Source organism: Paenibacillus dauci (genome assembly GCF_000971985.1).
Classification (GTDB): Bacteria; Bacillota; Bacilli; order Paenibacillales; family Paenibacillaceae; genus Saccharibacillus; species Saccharibacillus dauci.
Genome location: NZ_LAQQ01000001.1, coordinates 577,537 through 595,706, shown reverse-complemented (window position 1 = coordinate 595,706; position 18,170 = coordinate 577,537). Strand labels below are relative to the sequence as shown.

At 45.6% G+C, this 18,170-nt stretch carries 19 protein-coding genes; 8 read left to right on the top strand and 11 right to left on the bottom strand.

The window, feature by feature from the left end; genetic code table 11:
• Window positions 1-36 precede the first annotated feature (36 nt).
• Window positions 37-1,155 (bottom strand): WD40 repeat domain-containing protein, encoded by a 1,119-nt coding sequence (locus WH46_RS09990; RefSeq protein WP_231584317.1) that lies wholly within the window; start codon window positions 1,153-1,155, stop codon window positions 37-39.
• Window positions 1,156-1,385: 230 nt separating this feature from the next.
• On the opposite strand from WH46_RS09990, the gene WH46_RS09985 reads away from it, so the two are divergent.
• A complete protein-coding gene (locus WH46_RS09985) occupies window positions 1,386-1,694 on the top strand; it encodes a hypothetical protein (protein ID WP_046226599.1) in 309 nt (102 codons plus the stop codon).
• Between the two features lie 51 nt (window positions 1,695-1,745).
• Here the strand turns inward: WH46_RS09985 and WH46_RS09980 are convergent, their stop codons facing one another.
• The 3 genes from WH46_RS09980 to WH46_RS09970 form a co-directional block, all read right to left on the bottom strand.
• Window positions 1,746-3,335 carry a sensor histidine kinase gene (locus tag WH46_RS09980; RefSeq protein ID WP_052714185.1) on the bottom strand — a complete coding sequence of 530 codons (1,590 nt, stop codon included), beginning with the start codon at window positions 3,333-3,335 and terminating at the stop codon, window positions 1,746-1,748.
• Window positions 3,335-4,018, bottom strand: coding sequence for a response regulator transcription factor (locus WH46_RS09975; RefSeq protein ID WP_046226598.1), 684 nt, complete (start codon window positions 4,016-4,018; stop codon window positions 3,335-3,337). The genes WH46_RS09980 and WH46_RS09975 overlap by 1 nt, the downstream gene beginning before the upstream one ends.
• 268 nt (window positions 4,019-4,286) lie before the next feature.
• Window positions 4,287-4,691, bottom strand: a complete 405-nt coding sequence (locus tag WH46_RS09970; RefSeq protein ID WP_017813052.1) for a CBS domain-containing protein — start codon at window positions 4,689-4,691, stop codon at window positions 4,287-4,289.
• A gap of 328 nt (window positions 4,692-5,019) precedes the next feature.
• Between WH46_RS09970 and WH46_RS09965 the strand changes: the two genes are divergently transcribed.
• Window positions 5,020-5,454 carry an Imm63 family immunity protein gene (locus tag WH46_RS09965; protein ID WP_046226597.1) on the top strand — a complete coding sequence of 145 codons (435 nt, stop codon included), beginning with the start codon at window positions 5,020-5,022 and terminating at the stop codon, window positions 5,452-5,454.
• Window positions 5,455-5,484: 30 nt separating this feature from the next.
• Window positions 5,485-6,021: an AAA family ATPase gene (locus tag WH46_RS09960; protein WP_046226596.1), complete on the top strand. Its 537-nt coding sequence runs from the start codon at window positions 5,485-5,487 to the stop codon at window positions 6,019-6,021.
• 129 nt (window positions 6,022-6,150) lie between these two features.
• On the opposite strand, the gene WH46_RS09955 is transcribed toward WH46_RS09960, so the two are convergent.
• From WH46_RS09955 to WH46_RS09940, 4 genes are all read right to left on the bottom strand, one after another.
• Window positions 6,151-7,692 (bottom strand): hypothetical protein, encoded by a 1,542-nt coding sequence (locus WH46_RS09955; protein WP_046226595.1) that lies wholly within the window; start codon window positions 7,690-7,692, stop codon window positions 6,151-6,153.
• 282 nt (window positions 7,693-7,974) lie between these two features.
• Window positions 7,975-9,036 carry a Gfo/Idh/MocA family protein gene (locus tag WH46_RS09950; protein ID WP_046226594.1) on the bottom strand — a complete coding sequence of 354 codons (1,062 nt, stop codon included), beginning with the start codon at window positions 9,034-9,036 and terminating at the stop codon, window positions 7,975-7,977.
• A gap of 97 nt (window positions 9,037-9,133) precedes the next feature.
• Window positions 9,134-10,108, bottom strand: a complete 975-nt coding sequence (locus WH46_RS09945; RefSeq protein WP_046226593.1) for a phosphotransferase family protein — start codon at window positions 10,106-10,108, stop codon at window positions 9,134-9,136.
• A 13-nt stretch (window positions 10,109-10,121) separates the two neighbouring features.
• On the bottom strand, window positions 10,122-10,595 hold the full coding sequence (locus tag WH46_RS09940; RefSeq protein WP_046226592.1) for a DinB family protein: 474 nt from the start codon (window positions 10,593-10,595) through the stop codon (window positions 10,122-10,124).
• Between the two features lie 262 nt (window positions 10,596-10,857).
• On the opposite strand from WH46_RS09940, the gene WH46_RS09935 reads away from it, so the two are divergent.
• Window positions 10,858-11,766 (top strand): methyl-accepting chemotaxis protein, encoded by a 909-nt coding sequence (locus WH46_RS09935; protein ID WP_017813059.1) that lies wholly within the window; start codon window positions 10,858-10,860, stop codon window positions 11,764-11,766.
• Window positions 11,767-11,942: 176 nt separating this feature from the next.
• On the opposite strand, the gene WH46_RS09930 is transcribed toward WH46_RS09935, so the two are convergent.
• A complete protein-coding gene (locus tag WH46_RS09930) occupies window positions 11,943-12,815 on the bottom strand; it encodes a hypothetical protein (RefSeq protein ID WP_046226591.1) in 873 nt (290 codons plus the stop codon).
• A 112-nt stretch (window positions 12,816-12,927) separates the two neighbouring features.
• On the opposite strand from WH46_RS09930, the gene WH46_RS09925 reads away from it, so the two are divergent.
• From WH46_RS09925 to WH46_RS09910, 4 genes are all read left to right on the top strand, one after another.
• Window positions 12,928-13,857: an NAD(P)-dependent alcohol dehydrogenase gene (locus tag WH46_RS09925; protein ID WP_046226590.1), complete on the top strand. Its 930-nt coding sequence runs from the start codon at window positions 12,928-12,930 to the stop codon at window positions 13,855-13,857.
• A gap of 112 nt (window positions 13,858-13,969) precedes the next feature.
• Entirely contained in the window at window positions 13,970-14,173 is a 204-nt protein-coding gene (locus WH46_RS09920) for a hypothetical protein (RefSeq protein ID WP_017813062.1), read from the top strand.
• Between the two features lie 25 nt (window positions 14,174-14,198).
• Window positions 14,199-15,005 carry a class I SAM-dependent DNA methyltransferase gene (locus WH46_RS09915; protein WP_046226589.1) on the top strand — a complete coding sequence of 269 codons (807 nt, stop codon included), beginning with the start codon at window positions 14,199-14,201 and terminating at the stop codon, window positions 15,003-15,005.
• A 34-nt stretch (window positions 15,006-15,039) separates the two neighbouring features.
• Window positions 15,040-15,570, top strand: a complete 531-nt coding sequence (locus WH46_RS09910; protein ID WP_046226588.1) for a hypothetical protein — start codon at window positions 15,040-15,042, stop codon at window positions 15,568-15,570.
• A 136-nt stretch (window positions 15,571-15,706) separates the two neighbouring features.
• Here the strand turns inward: WH46_RS09910 and WH46_RS09905 are convergent, their stop codons facing one another.
• Entirely contained in the window at window positions 15,707-16,282 is a 576-nt protein-coding gene (locus WH46_RS09905; protein WP_046226587.1) for a TetR/AcrR family transcriptional regulator, read from the bottom strand.
• Window positions 16,283-16,304: 22 nt separating this feature from the next.
• Window positions 16,305-17,501 (bottom strand): MFS transporter, encoded by a 1,197-nt coding sequence (locus WH46_RS09900; RefSeq protein WP_082208366.1) that lies wholly within the window; start codon window positions 17,499-17,501, stop codon window positions 16,305-16,307.
• Window positions 17,502-18,170: the final 669 nt, after the last annotated feature.

The window sequence follows — 18,170 nt, the reverse complement described above, 5'->3', positions numbered from 1 at the left end:
TTGCTTTTTTTGACATGCTCTCTATCTTTGCCAGTCTTAACGGGAGATGCCGACAATATTAGTCACGACTTTCTTATCTTCCATATAAACCGAGAGATGAGTGCCGTCGGGACTCCAGCGGGTCGACTGATTATATTCCTGAATCTCGCTCGTGAGGGGAATCGTCTTGCCTGTACGCTGGTCGAAAATGTACAACCCTTTAAGACCCTGCTGACTCTCCTGATAAATAGTAAAAGCAAGCAACTCTCCATCAGGAGACCAGGCTGGACGTCCAAGCAGCGTTCCTTCGCCGATCGTTCCTTTAACTTTGCCGCTGCTATCGATTACAAGCAGCCGAAATGGCTCTGACGTATTCCATTTGACCTTCTGGATGACGATAGATTTACCGTCTGGAGCGACAGAGAAATCGGCGACATTGGAAGCAACCATGGTAGCCTGCAAGTCATCCGTCGTAAAGCTGTTCAGCGTAGTATATCCTTGACCGTCACTTGCCAGATAATAGATACGCTTGCCGATCTTCTCGACATGCTGGATGGCTTCGGTGGCATGAGGTTCATGAAATTTCAGTAGGGTGGACTTCCCTTGCAGATCGATCAGCCGGACGCCGGTTCCTGTCGATCCGGCGATCAACTGCTCATTGTCTGCCCAGCGGACTTCATTTACCATATCCATGTCTCCGATTTTGGCAATTTTGCCGGTAGTACGGTTCAGGATATATCCATGAATCACATATTTATCATCTTCTCGGCCCTCTGTAAAATAAATATGTTTGCCATCGGGAGACGCTTCTGCCAGATACTGAGGAGCTTGGCGATCCGGCGTCAGGGGTGTGCTTTTGCCGGTAGAGAGATGATAGACCAGCAGCCGATTATCTTTGTTAAGCAGCAGTTCATCGGGGCTGAGCCAGGTACGGGCGTATACATTATACAATGTATCAACAGAAGTCAGCATCACATTGGGCTGTTGTTCGGCAGAGGCGTCATCCGGTACCACAGTCAGCTGCTGTCCTGAGCTACCTGTTACGGTCGCATCGTTGCCGCATCCGCCAAGCAGCAGCATCATGGCCAGCATCGCACAACCTATTGCCGATACCGGTAATAGTGAAGTGTGTGACGATGAAGTATATTTTCTAGAAGATTGTCTGAAATTACGCATCGGCGCATCTCCTTTATTAGTAGACTGAAATTACTGTATGGTACATACAAGTCATATGCACAGCAGCATTACAGCCATCATACCCATCAAAAGTTGCTACAATATATCGAAATGTATCCAACTTGTAAATAAATCAATCTACAAACTTTCGTACAGCAACATACAAATGGTTCACTTCATGCTATCATTAGATCATGTATGACGCTTACATACACCCAGCAGATCGTAGGATGCTCTGGCTGGCGATGAACGCTGCACTGGAGGTGAATATATCCATGACGATTGAAGAGAGAAAGCAATTGCGAACAAAGCTGCTCCATGATCTGTATGATTACCACTTCGGCCCGGATGAGAAGTCTTATAATCTGCCTGGACCGAAAAAGAATAACGGTCCTCTTACGGACAAGGAGACAAGGCTCGCCTACGACTATCTCAGCAAAAAAGGATTGATCGAGATCAAGGATGTGGTCGGGTTTATCCACTTTTCGATTACGCCCTACGGGATTGACGTGATCGAAGAAGCTGCCGGCCAATCATGAGAATGTAATATATTCCCCAAGTCGCTCCCGCTTTTGCCGGAACGGCTTTTTTCATATGCGTGGCAGTTCCAGTATCATCTGGTTCCCTTCAGGATTGGATGATGCAATATACAGACGACCGCCCATCCGTTCTGCCAATCGCCGGGCGAGCGGAAGACCGAGTCCGGTCCCACTGCCAGTCCGCGAACGATCGCTGCTGAGTGTAGCATAAGGCTCGAAGACAGTCTCCCACTTTTCCATTGGGATATGTGGACCGGAATTGCTGATCACTATCTGTACATAACCTGTGGAAGTAACGGTATCATCGATCGGGGCAATATGAATCCAGCCGTTATCCGGCAAATTATACTTCACCGCATTATCCAATAGATTGAGTAAAATATGCATCAGATGTCCATAATCGGCTTGCACCTCTACAGCGACTGTTTCGGCGGTAAGCTTAATTCCGGCAGCAGCAGCCTTGCCGCGCGTGCGTTCGATTGCTTCCTGCAGCACGATATCCAACTGCAGCTGCTCGGTATTCATCTCGAAATCGTACTTTTCCAGCAGAGAGAGACGGATCGAATCCTCGATCAGGCTGATCAGCCGCCGAATCTCGGACGAAATGCTGGTACTTGCTTCATGAACCAGCTGGGGATCATCCCCATACATCTGCAGTAGATCGGCATAGGCCTGAATAGAGGTTGCGGGTGTTTTCAGTTCATGACTGATATTGCCGATAAATGCTTTTTGCAGCTGCTCCAATTCACTCAGACGTGTGACGGCCTGCTCCAGCTGCTGCTTCTCACTTTGCAGCTCCTGTATACTGCGATTGATTATGCCGCCCATATGCACAATACCATCACCGAGCTGCCCGAGTTCATCGCGGCGCCGCAGCAGGCTGTGCTGCTCGTCCGGATAATGACCGTTCGCTATTGAACGTGACTCGGCCATCAGTGTCTGAATATCCGAGGTCTGCCGACGGATATAGATCCATCCGATTACAAAGCTCAGCAGCAGTACGACTGCTCCGGTCCAGATACACAGCAGCAGGGTATTATGATAAAAAGTCTGCTGTTCGAGAATCGATAGATGCAGCTGTACAGCACCGAGTAGCCCATCCGGTCCCTGTACCGGAGCCAGATAGAGAATAGAGGAACCCTGCGTAATATAGGCTGTTTTGCCTTGCAGGGCATAATGCAGTGCTGAGGTCACATCGGTCCGGCGAGCGAGTGGGAGTGAGTCGCCAACCAGCTGTCCGTGTGCATCATAGAGGATCACACGCATATTACCGGACAGGCCCAGATCGACAGCCAGCTCGGAGCCGCGGCGCTTCATGAATTGCTCCGGGGTCAGACGAGTACCGGTCAGATATTCCTGGCGAATGCGCATCTCCATATTCTGACTCTGGTACTGCAATTGATATTCGGTCTGCTTCTGCTGATTGGCACGAATACCGGATAGAACGAGCGTACTGAGAATCACAATAGTAAATACAAGCAACGCTCCGAGAAAAAGCGGAAACTTCCAGCGCAGACTAAGGCCCTGGCGACGGTTTACTGCTGTATGAAATGAATCGGACGAATGCGTATTCCTGGCATTGTCATCCTGACGCTGCGTAGCAGAATCGGAGAAAGGTGAAACAGGAGAGTGTCTGGTCATTAGACCGATTCCGCCTTGTAGCCAACTCCGTATACCGTCTGCAATATTCCTTGATCTTCACCGAGCTTTTTGCGCAGCCGCTGGATATGAATATCGACAGTTCGTGTCTCGCCGGGAAAGTCGATTCCCCAGACCAGCTCCAGCAGTTCCTCCCTGGTATAGACACGACTCGGATGCGTAACCAGCAGTGCCAGTAGATCGAATTCTTTGGGAGTCAGTTCAAGCGCGTGCTGTCCGGCTGTTGCCCGGCGGCTGGATAGCTGTACTTCTACAGCTCCCAATCGCTGCGGGCCGGGAAGCGAATCAGGGGTATTTTCACGTTCCACACGCCGAGCCAATGCTTTGATTCGCGCGATCAGCTCGCGGATATCAAAGGGCTTGGACAGAAAGTCGTCTGCTCCCAGCTCCAGACCAATCACTTTATCCACGATATCCGATTTGGCTGTCAGCAGCAGAATACCCAGCCCTTTACGATGGTCGAGCTGTCTGCATACGTCATATCCGTCCATTCCTGGCATCATGACATCAAGTACCAACACATCCGGACGAAAGGTAGATACGCGTGCCAGCGCATCCCGTCCATCCTCGGCCGTTTCTACAATAAAATGTTCTCTTCGCAGTGCATAGGCAATCGAATTGCGGATACTGACTTCATCATCCGCGACTAGTATTTTTTTGGACATATTCATCTTCCTTTGATCTGAATGGGAGTGTTTTATTTATGGATTCCTTTGTTATACCATACACAGTCTTATCGTTAACAGGAAATGATCCATTTGGACAGAGAATGCATACATACTTCTTCGGATATGCCAAGAAGCCCTGCTGCAGAGCAGAGCTTCTGTATGGTTGGACCTTTTCGATGATATACAAGATTGGTATCCAAATGATATCTGTTTACTCAGACAATCGCCAAACTTGCATCAAACGGCAATCGTCGAGACGAGATGGTTAATCGGTAATATTATCGGTATAATAGGCGATGATATCCTTACGGCGAATAATGCCGAGGAAGATTCCCATACTGTCGACGACTGGTACAAAGTTCTGATCAGCAGCCAGCGTAAGCATATCCTCCATATTGGCAGTAATCTCTACGCTTTCATTATGTACACGCCGCTGCAGCTGACTGATAGGGATATCACGCATTGCTTCAAAATTCAGGTTGAGCGAATTTTTTAGTTTCCAGAGCAGATCGCCTTCGGACAGGGTGCCCACGTATTTACCCTCTTCATCGATGATCGGGATCGCCGTATAGTGATGCCGTTCCAGATCTTCCATGGCCTCCATCATGGATATGGAGGAAGTTATATAGGCTACCTGCTCTTTGGGAAGCAGAAAGTAGGATATTTGCATGGGATGACACTCCTTTACATTGAATGTAATCAATAATAGTTTTATTAAACCACATTTTGGGGTTCGTGTGTAAAGGTTTACAGCTTTGTATCCACCATCACCAGCAGGAAGGAAGATTATACAGATTACAGACAGGACTATACTACACAAAAAAACGACTGTATACATACCTGTTTAATCCAAACAGCAAAAGAAAAATAAGCCGATTGTCTGGATATCTAACTTCATATCATCATCAACTCAATCAAAAACAATAGATTAAAATGCTGGCAGCAATGTTGCATTTTTTGGCTATGCATCCATTATATTTACAGAAAGGAGAATAGGTATGACCCTAATCTATACCGAATCACAGTTGATCCAACAGATTATCGATCTCCTGCAGCTAACAGATATCTATCAGGAGAATCATCCTGAAATGGTTGCCAGTGCATTCAGTCATACTTGGCGAGGGGATTTGGAACCTCATATTGAGGTGGAGCCGGAACGTTATCGTATTCAATTGTATGAGCGTGGCATATTGTCTGTTGATCGCCCTACTCTTGAAGCCGCTGATGTGATCTATTTTGTGCTGGAAGATATTATTTATGCGACGGTTCATATTGGACTGCTGCGCAAATATAAAGTGAATAATCGGGATCGGCATTTGCAATATACAGCAGATGTGCTCGCTGAGATTAGCGAAGGGGTGGATCATGCGTTTCACCAGATTGGCGGGATCTATGAACAGTGGCACCGGGCTGGCAGGCGCCATGAGCTATAACAAGGATACATACAGAAAAGGAGTGCAACTATGATCATTATGATCAATGGCGCGTTTGGCACAGGTAAGAGCACAGTAGCCGAGAAGCTCCATACTATGCTGCCCGGCAGTATGATTTATGATCCGGAGCAGGTAGGTTATATGCTTCGCGAGATCATTCCATCGGCTATCCAGCTTTCCCACGAGCAGACAGGTGATTTTCAGGATATGGATATGTGGCGATTGCTGGTTGTACAAGTTGCAGCGTCGCTGCGTCAGCAATACCATCGCCATCTGATTGTGCCTATGACCCTCTACAGTCAAGACAATTTCCAGTGGATTCAGCAAGGTTTTACAGAAATGGACCCACATACTTACCATTTCTGTCTGCTGGCTTCCAAATCGGTTATTCACCAGCGGCTTCGGGAGCGTGGAGAGGTAGAGGGCAACTGGTGTTTCCATCAGACGGACCGCTGCCTGGAAGCATACGATGCAGGAGGCTTCGAAGAATATATTCAGACCGATCAGATGAGTATCCTGGATATCGCTCACTACATACAATCAAGGATAGCCACCCCGAATGAATGAAAAAAAAGCGGCTGAGCTCAGCCGCTTTTTTATGATATAAAATGCATCGTTGTCAGATTAACTTCGTCTATGATCTACATGTACAACCCAATGTACAACCATATCTATCCGTTACTTCAGCCTGTCTTTTTAAAAATCACGCAGTTCATCAAAAAGGGCATTAAGCTGATCTCTGTTCATCACTTTCGACTTATTATGCTCATTCAGACGCTGCTCTGCCTGATCCAGCAGCTGCTGCAATATCGTATCGATTTCTTCACATTCTATCGTTTCGATAAATCTTTTGCGTTGATCCATTTTGTTAAAAGTCATCGTGTAGTCGGTTACCATAACGGTTAGCTGCTCCAGGATAGAGGCATCTTCTGCTTCCATATCCAGTTTGCGAATACCTCTCAACACTTTTTTATAGAGCTGTGCTGCTTTGCGGGCATGTGCCGCAGTTATAGATTCACGACCCTCCCAATCCCGAAAAGGATTATCCACATTTTCTTCCAGCCACTCCGGTTTACGGGGCTTGGTTACCGACAGATCCAGTCCGAGCGGCACGCGGGCTTTATAGATTTTTTGGATATGTCTGGCTGCATCGGCTGGCAGACTGCTAAGCCATAGTCTTGACAGATGATGCAGCTGATCCGGCGTAGGGAATTCTTTGCCGGTAAAGCCGAACAGGTCATGTGTACTGAAGCTGGAGAGATCAGTTAGTTGTTGTAAGCTGTTCACATGGTGCAGCATACCTGGTTTGCCTTGGAGCCACAGCTGCTTCAGATGAGGAAAGCGCCGAACCAACTGACGGATATCCAGCTGTTCTATATTATTGATATACAGACTTTCCAACTGTTCCAGCCCTTTAAAATAAAAAAGAATATCCGGATTATTTACGGACAAAGTCATACCCTGACCTTGATCAGGAGCGGTAATTGTCCACCGCGCTGATGGGTTGCCTGACAGATTCAGCTGCGTCATATCCTGGTTGACCATCAATTTCTCCAGATGGTTTACATGATGGATACTCAGATCGCTGATATGTGTACTCGAGAGATCCAGAACAGAGGGATACTCACCGGATAAGAATAATCTGATCCGGAATGGATTGCTGAGCAGGTAGGCGAGCAGTTCTTCATCATAACGGTTGGTATGAATCTCGGTCAGACATGGTAATTTTTTTAATTCTGACCAGTCCTGTAATCCTTCTAGAAATGATTCGCTCAGGCGATGCGTACGTCGAAGTACCGGTACTCCACCAATCTCCACTTCACTGTAATCGTCGGCTGCTTCTTTGAACTTGCGGCGCAGTGCAGGATCAATCTGTTCCCATTGATGCTGTCGGTAGACACTATCTCCATTGCTCCATCCGCCACCATAGCTATTGGTCTTCTGGGTAGTAAGCGGCGGAATATTACCTACATACATGTAACCATTGGGTACCTGGGCTTTTACATAGCTATGATCGAGCTTGTCATTCCAAAAATAATAATTGCAGATCAGGGGCTTCATACGATACAGCTGATCAGTATCAGGCAGTTCCTTGCCGGTCCAATCCAGCGTCAGTACCGCGGCGAGCAGGCCAGTGCCTCCGGATTCATCCTCCTCATAATCCGTTACCTGACACGCGGTATACTGCTGAAGTTGCTTCGAATAGACACAATATATATCTCCGATTTGTGGGATCATGACGAATTCCTTTCTTTTCGAACTATATGACACATTGCCTTACAGTATAGTATGTACCGTTCCGTAATTTCAACACCTATGCATAGCAGGATTACCCGCAGATCGAGAAGAGTATACCTATTTATGAACAGATAGCCAAAGAATGACGTTTGCTTCCATTTTCGTTCTATCACAACTTCACCTTTTCGCAACTTCTTCGTACTTCTCAAAAAAGGGCTGTGTCAGTCACTAAGTGAATCAGTGTCTGACACAGCCCTTTTCCTAATGATTCCGAGTCGGTTATTAAATCTCCCGGTGAATTACCTGATTCTGTTCAGCCGCTTCAAATAATGTCTCGATCAGCACCAGTACACGATGGACTTCGGTATTTGGTACTGCTGGCTTGGCTGTACCTTCGAGTACAGCGACGAAATTATTATAGAATTCCTCGGGAATTTTCTCGGCACGTTCGATCGGACCACGAATCGTGGATTCTTCCGAAGGTGGAGCCATTGTCTTGGTCAGGCCGCGTCCTGCCTGAATAGGCTTGGGTTCCACTTTCTCGACATCCGGATTACTGCGAACGACTTCACCGCTTAGATCCCAATCCCGGATGACCGCGGTACCTTCAGAGCCTTTTACATACCAGCGCGGCAGCTTGATATAGTTGGTAGTACCGACTTCAACCAGCGCGGTTAGCCCATCTTTGAAACGGATAAAGGCAGTGAATCCGTCGTCGACTTCGGTATCCAGAATAGTACTCAGGTGGGCAGATACGCTGTCGATCTTACTGTCAGTGAGTAGCAGCAGCTGATCCAGCAGATGCACGCCCCAGTCCAGCAGCATACCGCCGCCATAGGCTTTGAGCTGACGCCAGTCACCAGGAATACCGTTTGCGCCCTGTACACGGGATTCCACGTGGAATACATCCCCGATCGTATGCTTTTGAATAAGTTCACGTACAATAAGGAAGTCTTCGTCCCAGCGGCGGTTCTGGTGAACCATGAAGACGCGGCCGGTTTCTTCGGCTACTTTCATAATGTCCAGCAGGTCAGCACTGTAAATGGTAACCGGCTTTTCGCAGATCACATGTTTGCCGGCACGAAGTGCTTCGATCGCCAGATCTTTGTGCACATCATTGGGTGTAGCGATCAATACAATGTCAACGTTCTCATCAGATAGTACAGCCTGCATGCTGTCATAGGTCTCGTACCCTTTGCCTTTGGCCAGTTCCATACGATAGTCGGCAGTATCAAACACCCCGAAGACATTCAGACGATCTGTTTTCTCTATCAGTTGTCCATGGTAGCTGCCCATGCCGCCATATCCGACAATGACAAGATTATAAGCCGATTTGGTTTCCATAGTATATTGGACTTCCTCTCTGTATTTGATTAGATTCATTGTACTCTTTTTCCAAATATTTCAAAAGAATGATTCTACAATTTGTAGATTGGCAGGTCTATAGGCTAATTGTGCGTGCAATCAGCTGCCGCAAGTCAGCGATACGAATAGGCATGGATGCTGTCGAGTGGCTCAGCATATCCAGCAGAGCGATCAATTCCTGCAATCTGGACAGTAGACGCCACTGTTCATCCAGCTGTCCACCAGCCTGACGATAAGCCTCAATAAAGTGCTGCTCGTACAGTGACTGTTCCTCTTCATAACGCAGCATATTGCCGATATCCACATACCGGCTGCCCGAAAAAGCAAACTCCCAGTCCAGTACAGCCGCTACTTGAATTCCATTCGAATCCGGTCTCATTAGTACATTAAGACCATTAAAATCCGAATGTACCAGTATCGGCGTCTCCACGGTACCGGAGAGTAGAGGAGCATGCAGCAAGCAGAAATTCCATAGCGCTTTCTGCTCCGCCTTGTCCAGCCATTGACCGGCTTGTTCGGTCTTCAGACTATCTGTAATAAAGGAAAGAAATCCGTCCGCACCCATTTCCAGAGGATGGGCAATATGCAGATCTGGTGCCAGAAATCCATGGCTCGCAAACTCGTATTGGTGGATGCGAGCCAGCACGGTACCTACCGCTGTCGCAGCATCAGCAATTATCTGATTGTCGGAAGATTGCAGCAGATCCCGTAGCAGAATGCCTTCTTTCCATTCCAGAATAGCCCATGGCTGCGGGAAAAGGCTGCCACTTGTATCCAGATGAAGATAGCGGGCTATTGGAACATTTGCATCTATTCTCTCGGTAATTGCTCGTTCCATCAGGGCGACATCAGCATGACCAGCCGAGATACGCAGCAGATAATGAATGTCTGCATGTTCCAGTCTTATTTTGTAAGTTCCGCTGCTAAGTCCGGTACCCGTGCGCTCCGCCAGGAGCAGCTTTTGCTCGGGAAAAGCAGAAGCTATCATTTTTTCCAGCTGTGGCTTTGCCATTTCCCTGGCGCCGGAGGCATGTTCCCAGTTTGTTTTCATTGGATTCGCTCCTTTACTCAAACAATCGGACACCAGGCTCGATCTTCATTACATGTACCATCATGGCATGGAGTTGTCCGCGATGATGATAGAGATGGGCCTGGGTATCCAGCAGCCACTCGAACCGGGTATGAACACCTCCCCAGAACGCCGTAGTTTGCTGCATCAGCTGTTCGTCACTTAGTGCAGCGATACCCTGACGCAGAAAGTCGTAATTGTCCATCAAAGCTTGTTCCAGCGCGGCTGTTTGCATAGACGGCTCGGCTTGCTCATAAAATAAATCTATTTCTTCTTCTGTACCCCCGGCACCAATCAGGAAATCCGCTTTGCAAAGTACAGCAATATGCGCAATCAGTTCACCGATCGACATTTTGCCGGGAGTCGGGCGGAGTTGCAAATCCTGTTCATCCAGAACACGAATCAGCTCTACCATGGATTGAATAGCCATATCCATCTGTTCGAAAACGCTTTTGCAGTATGTATTCACCAATCAGACCTCATCTCAGTGAAAGTGGTATGTATATAGCTTAATCGTTTTCCCAGCAAAGAGGAATGAACGATCTTGCTATTCATGAACAATCTGGCTAATGACTTATTAGGATCTTTTTGGAATTTATTAAAATTATAGTAATCATTATCTATATTTTGCTTTATAATGGGTAATATTGGTACTTATGATTTTAATTGATATTGCAACTGTTATAATGCAGCAGTACAAGCAACTCACCAATAGATGCTGGAGGGTCCCTATGGAAAATGTAAATCAGCAGGTCACAGATGAACTGGTTGTACGTGCTTTGCAGGATAATCTAGCAATTATAAGGTTTGATACGAATCATAAGATTGCTTATGTCAATCCGATTTTTGCCAAGGTAGTTGGTTATACAGTGGAGGAAATGATAGGCATGTACCATAAAAATCTTTGTTTCCCCGAATTTTATAACAGCCCGGAATATGGTCAGTTCTGGAATAACCTGCTATCCGGCAAAACGTTTCATGATAAGATAGAGCGCCGCAACAGTCAGGGTAATGCCGTCTGGCTGGATGCTACCTATATACCGGTCTGGGATCAGAGCAGACGCAATGTACTTGGCGTAACCAAGGTGGCGACAGATATTACCGCCCGTCATACCGAGCTGTCTTCAGTGGTGGATGGACTGCAAAAAACAGCACAGGTGTTGAATATACGCTCTGCTGCAGGTATTGAGCACAGTGAGGGGCTGCTGCACAGTATGAATCGCATCGTCGAATCATCAGGTGTAAATACAGCGACTCTGAGTAATCTGCAGGAGCAGGCATACGAGATTCAGGATGTAGTACAGACGATCCGCAAGATTGCTTCTCAGACCCATATGCTGGCGCTCAATGCAGCGATCGAAGCGACTCATGCAGGGGAGTTTGGCAGAGGATTCAATGTAGTTGCCCGGGAAGTACGCAAGCTGTCTTCCATGGTGGAAGACTCCATTATTCAGGTCAAGCAGAGTGTGGATTCGATGAGTGTAGAAGTACAGAAAATAGTCAATGGTACTACCGATGTTCAGCAGAGTGTGGAATATGGACAGCAGCAGGTACAGACTGCTATGGAAGCTTTTAATGCGATTGCCACGTCGGCGCATGTGCTGGATGAACAGGCACAAAAAGTAGCGAACCGGATATAATCAGAGATCCGGGCATCTGATCTTATCAGACACTATCGAAACATAAATCATTCGGATCATCAGTAATGATAATCAAATAATATAGCGGCTTACCCGTACAGATCCAGCCGCAATCCTGCTAACCCTGATATTGTACCCGGTTAAAAAGGATTGCGGCTCTTCGGATTGCTAAGGTACTACAGCCAGTATCCGAAAATCTGCTGCAATCTGTCTTGATTGACTTGCAGTTTACCATGCCAGCCGGCCCAGGGCATCTGCATGTCCGAGCGTCCACGGGTATTGTTTAGCTGTAGCTCCCCATCCAAAATAGTCTCCCAATTCGTCCAGTGGTCTGGAGATAATTCTACGATGACATTGGGCAGAATCCCTATAGTAGAGAGTGACTGCAAAATACCACGTCGTATTCCTTTTGTTCCTTTGATCAGTTTAAGCGAAGTAAGCCTTTTTTCCAGTTGTCCAGGTGTTTCTTCCGGATCTGCTTCTTCCAGTAGTTGCAAAAGTCTGCGGAATACTTCAATATCTTCTGCAGAAGGATGTACAGGCTGTTGATCCTGAATCACAGTCAGTTCATTTAGATCAGTCCATGCGCCAACCGGATCACTGCCATAGGTATTGCCCAGATAAAGAACATAGCGCAAATAGGATAGATTTTTCCAGCCTCCACTATAGGTATTGAATCCGCATACTTTACAGCATACAAATCGTTCTGCCTGTTCATAGGGATGGGCATATGCATGAATCATCCGGTGATAGCTTTCCAGGGAGGAAATACCGCGCAGGAAGCTACCACCTACTCCGGCGAGAAATGCAGCAGTGACTGACTCCCATGATAGACCGGGATGAGATTGTAGTGTGATGAGCCGTTCATGAATACTCTCATGGGTAAAGTTGTCCAGCTCATTGGCTTTCCATTGGTGCTGGTTCAGCAGTTCCTGCTCTGCCGGGAGAAGTGTATCGGTCTGGTAAATACTGACCTTGCGATCTGCATCATACGTATAGTTGGAATAGTTGTATAGCTTTTTGAGTACTTTTAACAGTTTGGGGTCCATGAGTTACTCCTTTATGTAATGAAATGAGAATCGTTTATCATCGGGTTGTCTGAATATTGTACCATCCAAACCGATACTTTTATCAAAATAAAAAGAGCAAGGGAGGTCAATCATGCGAGCAGTAATATGTACCCGGTACGGTTCAGCCGATTTTCTGCAAATGGCGAATCTGGATACTCCGGTTCCCGGTAAAAAGGATTTGATTATCCGAATTCATGCGACGACGGTATCAGCAGGCGATATACGAGTACGCAAGTTTCAAAGTCCCCCTCTGCTCTGGATTCCGATGCGATTGGTACTGGGGGTGCGAAGACCGAGAAATCCGGTACTTGGCGTCGAATTCGCTGGTGAAGTTGTCAACTGCGGCAGTGAAGTTACACAGTTTCAGCGGGGTGATCGCGTGTTCGCACTTACAGGTATGCGTTTCAGCGCTCATGCCGAGTACATACGTCTGCCTGAACATGCGCAGATTACACATATGCCTGCCGGTATGGACTATGAGCAGGCGGCGGCGTTACCATACAGTGGTACATCCGCTTTGTGCTTTTTGCGCCGCGCGCGTATTCAGCCCGGTCAGCGTGTATTAATCTATGGAGCATCAGGCGCAGTAGGGACCACTTCGGTCCAGCTGGCTGTCCATTATGGAGCGGTCGTAACAGGTGTATGCGGTCCGGATCATGTATCTCTTGTACGTGAGATGGGGGCTTCAGAGGTACTTGATTACACTCAGCCTTCGTTTCGCGAGCAGCTCAAGCGATATGATGTGGTCTTCGATGCAGTAGGGAAACTTCCAGAAAAGCAGGCGCTCAAAGTATTGGTTCCGGGCGGAACTTATATTACTGTTGATGGACAGGGAATGATTCGTACTACGAGAGAAGATCTGATATATATTCGTGAGAGAGCTGAAGCAGGTGAGATCTGGCCGGTTATTGATCGCTTTTATACGCTGGATGAGATTCCCGAAGCACATCGGTATGTAGAACAAGGACATAAAAAGGGAAATGTAGTTATCCGCGTACAATCTCATCATTCAGAAGAATAGTTTTAACGTATGTATAAATTTATTAATAAAATCATATATTATTTTAATATATATAACTTATAATGATAATTATACCAAGTTAAGGAAGAATAGGTGCTAGGAGGGATTGGAAATGTTTATTTGTTCACAAGACAAGTTATCTCTTGTTGAGTTGAAGGAAGCGACAGTAGATATCTCGCATTCTCCATGTATTGTGCGAATCAATGGACAAGTGTACGGCAAATATAGTCAGGTTCATGCAGAGAAGATCATCGACGATATTGTCTATTATTTACGAAATGGCGAAGATGTTTATCATATGCCAGAAAACCGATAAACAGGAACCATAGGGAGAAGAAATAATGCACTCAACGTACTACAACAGTGAAGAATATGATCAACCTCAATTATATGACGAAGAAAATGGCAGTTATACCGAAGATATTGCTTTTCTTCGGCAGCTGGCAGAACAGGTACAGGGACCAATCATCGATCTGGCCTGCGGCACAGGACGTGCTACAATTCCGCTTGCACGGGCAGGTTATCCGATGATCGGGATCGATATTCATCAAGGCATGCTGGATCAGGCCAAAGCCAAGTCTGCTGTTTTGTTAAAAAATCATCATCATAGTATACAGTGGCTGGAGCAGGACTGTACTTCCTTTCAACTGGATCAGCGCAGTGATTTCATTTTCACAGTAGGGAATTCTTTTCAGCATTTTCTGACGAACGAAGAGCAGGATGGACTGCTTCACTCGGTAAATCATCATCTGAATCCCGGCGGATGGTTTGTATTTAATACACGATTTCCTTCGGCAGAAGAACTGCTTCAACCCGAGACAGAAGAATACTGGCGTAGTTATAAAGATACAATTACCGGGCAACAAGTAGACGTGTATACGATCAGCCAGTATGATCCACTGGAGCAGATTCAACATTATCAGACCATCCGGCGATTCAGAGAAACTATAGATCATAGTGCCGATGAACGAACTACTCATATCTACCTGCGTTATGTCTATCCGCAGGAGATGAAGCGGATGCTCCGTAGTCATGGGTTTGAAGTCGTGAATTGTTACGAAGATTGGCGGAAGACACCACTTTGTCCGACCAGTGAACAGATGATCTATGTATGCAAAAAAAATAAATGCGTTTGCCGAGAAGGTTAATAACTCTTTCAATCTATCAGTAGGAGGCATTTTGTTGGCGAATACCGTTTATCTGACCAGCCATAATCGAATCGATCAGCCGGAACTTGATATGAGCAATGTGTTAACACGGATATTTATCGATACTCTCGTACTCAGTGGTTCCTTGTTGGCAGAGACGGATCGGGAGAAAGAATTCGTCATATGGTTGGCTCAGCATGATCAGTATGCAATAGGTAATGGAACAGTGAGCTTTAGTCTGGATGAAATGCCATGGGAACCGAACCATTTTAAAGAAAATAAATTTTTTATGCTGCGGATGATCGAACAGGCGCTGCAAGGAGCAGGCTGGGAGAGGTTAAGTTATACGCCAATAGATAAAGATATTCGTTATGCATTAACTGCATTCCGAGAACTGATATTGTTATTTGGCAAAGACGATATCGACACGAATCATTATAAATATTGGCGTACAATGGAGGAAGATGATAGCAGTCACACTATTTCTGAAGGATATCCCAAATGTGACAAACATGAAGTATACTTGTCCTGTTTTGGATGTGTCTTATGTAACGGTGAGACTTAATCTGCATCTTCTATGCTACTCTAAATACTGCAAAGCACTCTACAGAACTTACTAAATAGACAATAATGAATCCTTACAGAAAGCCCGCAATTTCTCTCCAACGATTGGAGAAGTTGCGGGCTTTTTTTCACCTTATTTAACTGCGGGCTGTATGCCCAATACCATTCAGAAATACTTTCCATACAATCGCCAGTGTCTGCTCATAAGCCTGACGGGTTTCATACACCAGCTGTACATCAAGTCCATCCAGCATTGGGATGCAGGCGATCATACATTCTTCGGGTGGCAAATTGCCGACTTTTGCTTCAGCAAATAGTGTGATTAATTCTGTTTTCAGTACAGCCAGATAGCGGCGATACTGGGTCAGTACAAAATCATGAACTTCAATAGGTGTAGTAAAGGAGAAGACGAACATCAAGTGCACATTGGGGCTGGTCAAGAAACGATTTTTGTGTTCGATAAGAAATCCATGCAGCCGTTCTTCCCAGGCTATATGTACATTCTTGTCAAAATAATCGCGAACAAAATTAATTTCTTCCTCGACAATCTCTTCGTATAACTCCATTAGCATCTCTTTTTTACTCGTAAAATGATAGGAGAGAGATTGCTTGCGAATACCGGCTTCTTCGGCGATTTGTACCATTTTGGTGCCTTCATAACCATAACGGTTGAACAACGCAATCGCCGCATCTTTGATTGCTTTTCTACTCACGAATAGACCTCCGACTGCGAGGCTAAGCTTTTTGGATAGCCTCAGCCTTCTTTTTCCCGGTATGAATGGCATATCCTGCATACATTAGCAGGTAGGCGACCATAACGACGATAGCTATATCATACACCAATTTGTATGAAAATGCCGAAGCAAGCATACCCAGAATGACAGCACCTCCGCCAATGCCCAGATCGAAAAAGTTAAAGAAAGAAGCCATCGCATTCTCATGCTCATGTTCTTCTACCAGATTGACACACCAGGTCTGGATCGCCGGGAATACGGCTCCAAAGCCTAAACCATACAACGCCGCCGATAACAGAAATACGGTTTCACTGTTGGACAAAGTCAGTATCCAGATTCCTGCAATAATCAGGAAGGCAGATGGAACCAATACCGAACCCGGTCCAAGTCGGTCAAACAAACGACCCGATACGAGCCTTACCAGAAAACTTGCTGCAGCGACGATAAAGAAAAACCAGGCGACTGTATGGAATCCTTTTTCTGCAGCGTATAGAGCGATAAAGGACATGATCGAACCCGCTGCAATGCCGATAAGCAGAATCAGCAGCGAAGGGAACAGAACTTTCCGTTCGATCCATTTGATAGAAGTGCCTGCATGCAGCGCAGCTTCTGTTCCAGTATGTTTTTTACGGGAAATGAAAAATGTCATGACCAGTGCCAGCAGCAGGATAGATGCGCCACCAAAGAACAGATAATGAAAATCATAACGCAGCAGAATGCTCATCCCGATCAGTGGTCCAACCGAGACAGCGACCGTCTCGCCTACACCAAAGTAACCCATGCCTTCTCCGCGACGTTCTTTGGGAATATTCTCGGCAGCGAGTGTAGCAAAATACGTAGTAGCCAGACCAAATCCAGCGCCATGCAGAAGTCGAAAGATCAGCAGCATGCCAACGCTGGTAGACAGGTAGTATGCTCCGGTCATCAGAGTACAGATAGCCAAACCGATCATTAGCAGGTATTTTTTATCGATTTTCGTTGCCAGTCGTGCTGCGAATGGGCGAATCAGAATGGCAGAGACCATAAAGATACCCGTCACCAGTCCGACCTGTGAAGCTCCGCCTCCCAATTTGGATACAAATAAAGGCAGGGTCGGCAGCATCATTTCAAAGATCATGAACAACAGAGCATTGGCTGTCATAATCAGAATAAACGATACACTCCATAATCGGAGTGTCCCCATGTGTGTTGATTTCATATTTATTCTTCCCTTCATTGCTGTTCCAGCATTATTCATATATGCATTCTATCTGACTATAGTCAGTTTGTAAACCATTCAGGAAATGAGCTGTGAATGAAATGAGATCGGTAGTGTAATAAATAAATTCTTCTTACTTCATGATATTTACTGATAATATCTGATGATAATAGTATGGTTTATTTTTATTATAGATATGGAGTTTGGATTGGGATAGGTATCTGTAAAAAGAATAAAATCATAATTATCTGACAATAGTAAGTCTAAGCTTTCTGGCTGGGATATTAAATCCAAAAATATCGTATGTATATATAGACAGTAAAGATAGTAGAAACAGCAGCGTAAAACAGAAAATGTGAAATCTAGACAGCTTCATAAGAATTCACATTAAAAAATAACGAAAATGTAGAATCATTTCATATCGTTAGGGAAAGAATATGAAAATACCCGAAAAAAATACTTTGTAAAAATTCAGAAGATATTTGTTCAGAGATTTTCAAAAGACGAATGAATTATGGGTGAATATAATAAATAGTTCGTGAATAAAGATGAAAAACACGAAAAATCATTGACATTAGCTTCCGGATTCATTAATATTCGAAAGGGACATCAGGTTACAAAATAATAAATGCCTTAATTTTATTCATACATTACATTTCGAAATCCTGT

Coding starts and splice junctions, on each gene's coding strand:
- WH46_RS09980 (WP_052714185.1), bottom strand. CDS start 3,335: ATGACCAGACACTCTCCTGTTTCACCTTTCTCCGATTCTGCTACGCAG.
- WH46_RS09925 (WP_046226590.1), top strand. CDS start 12,928: ATGCGAGCAGTAATATGTACCCGGTACGGTTCAGCCGATTTTCTGCAA.
- WH46_RS09965 (WP_046226597.1), top strand. CDS start 5,020: ATGACCCTAATCTATACCGAATCACAGTTGATCCAACAGATTATCGAT.
- WH46_RS09975 (WP_046226598.1), bottom strand. CDS start 4,018: ATGTCCAAAAAAATACTAGTCGCGGATGATGAAGTCAGTATCCGCAAT.
- WH46_RS09935 (WP_017813059.1), top strand. CDS start 10,858: ATGGAAAATGTAAATCAGCAGGTCACAGATGAACTGGTTGTACGTGCT.
- WH46_RS09945 (WP_046226593.1), bottom strand. CDS start 10,108: ATGAAAACAAACTGGGAACATGCCTCCGGCGCCAGGGAAATGGCAAAG.
- WH46_RS09900 (WP_082208366.1), bottom strand. CDS start 17,501: ATGAAATCAACACACATGGGGACACTCCGATTATGGAGTGTATCGTTT.
- WH46_RS09920 (WP_017813062.1), top strand. CDS start 13,970: ATGTTTATTTGTTCACAAGACAAGTTATCTCTTGTTGAGTTGAAGGAA.
- WH46_RS09955 (WP_046226595.1), bottom strand. CDS start 7,692: ATGATCCCACAAATCGGAGATATATATTGTGTCTATTCGAAGCAACTT.
- WH46_RS09990 (WP_231584317.1), bottom strand. CDS start 1,155: ATGCGTAATTTCAGACAATCTTCTAGAAAATATACTTCATCGTCACAC.
- WH46_RS09985 (WP_046226599.1), top strand. CDS start 1,386: ATGCTCTGGCTGGCGATGAACGCTGCACTGGAGGTGAATATATCCATG.
- WH46_RS09915 (WP_046226589.1), top strand. CDS start 14,199: ATGCACTCAACGTACTACAACAGTGAAGAATATGATCAACCTCAATTA.
- WH46_RS09970 (WP_017813052.1), bottom strand. CDS start 4,691: ATGCAAATATCCTACTTTCTGCTTCCCAAAGAGCAGGTAGCCTATATA.
- WH46_RS09930 (WP_046226591.1), bottom strand. CDS start 12,815: ATGGACCCCAAACTGTTAAAAGTACTCAAAAAGCTATACAACTATTCC.
- WH46_RS09960 (WP_046226596.1), top strand. CDS start 5,485: ATGATCATTATGATCAATGGCGCGTTTGGCACAGGTAAGAGCACAGTA.
- WH46_RS09950 (WP_046226594.1), bottom strand. CDS start 9,036: ATGGAAACCAAATCGGCTTATAATCTTGTCATTGTCGGATATGGCGGC.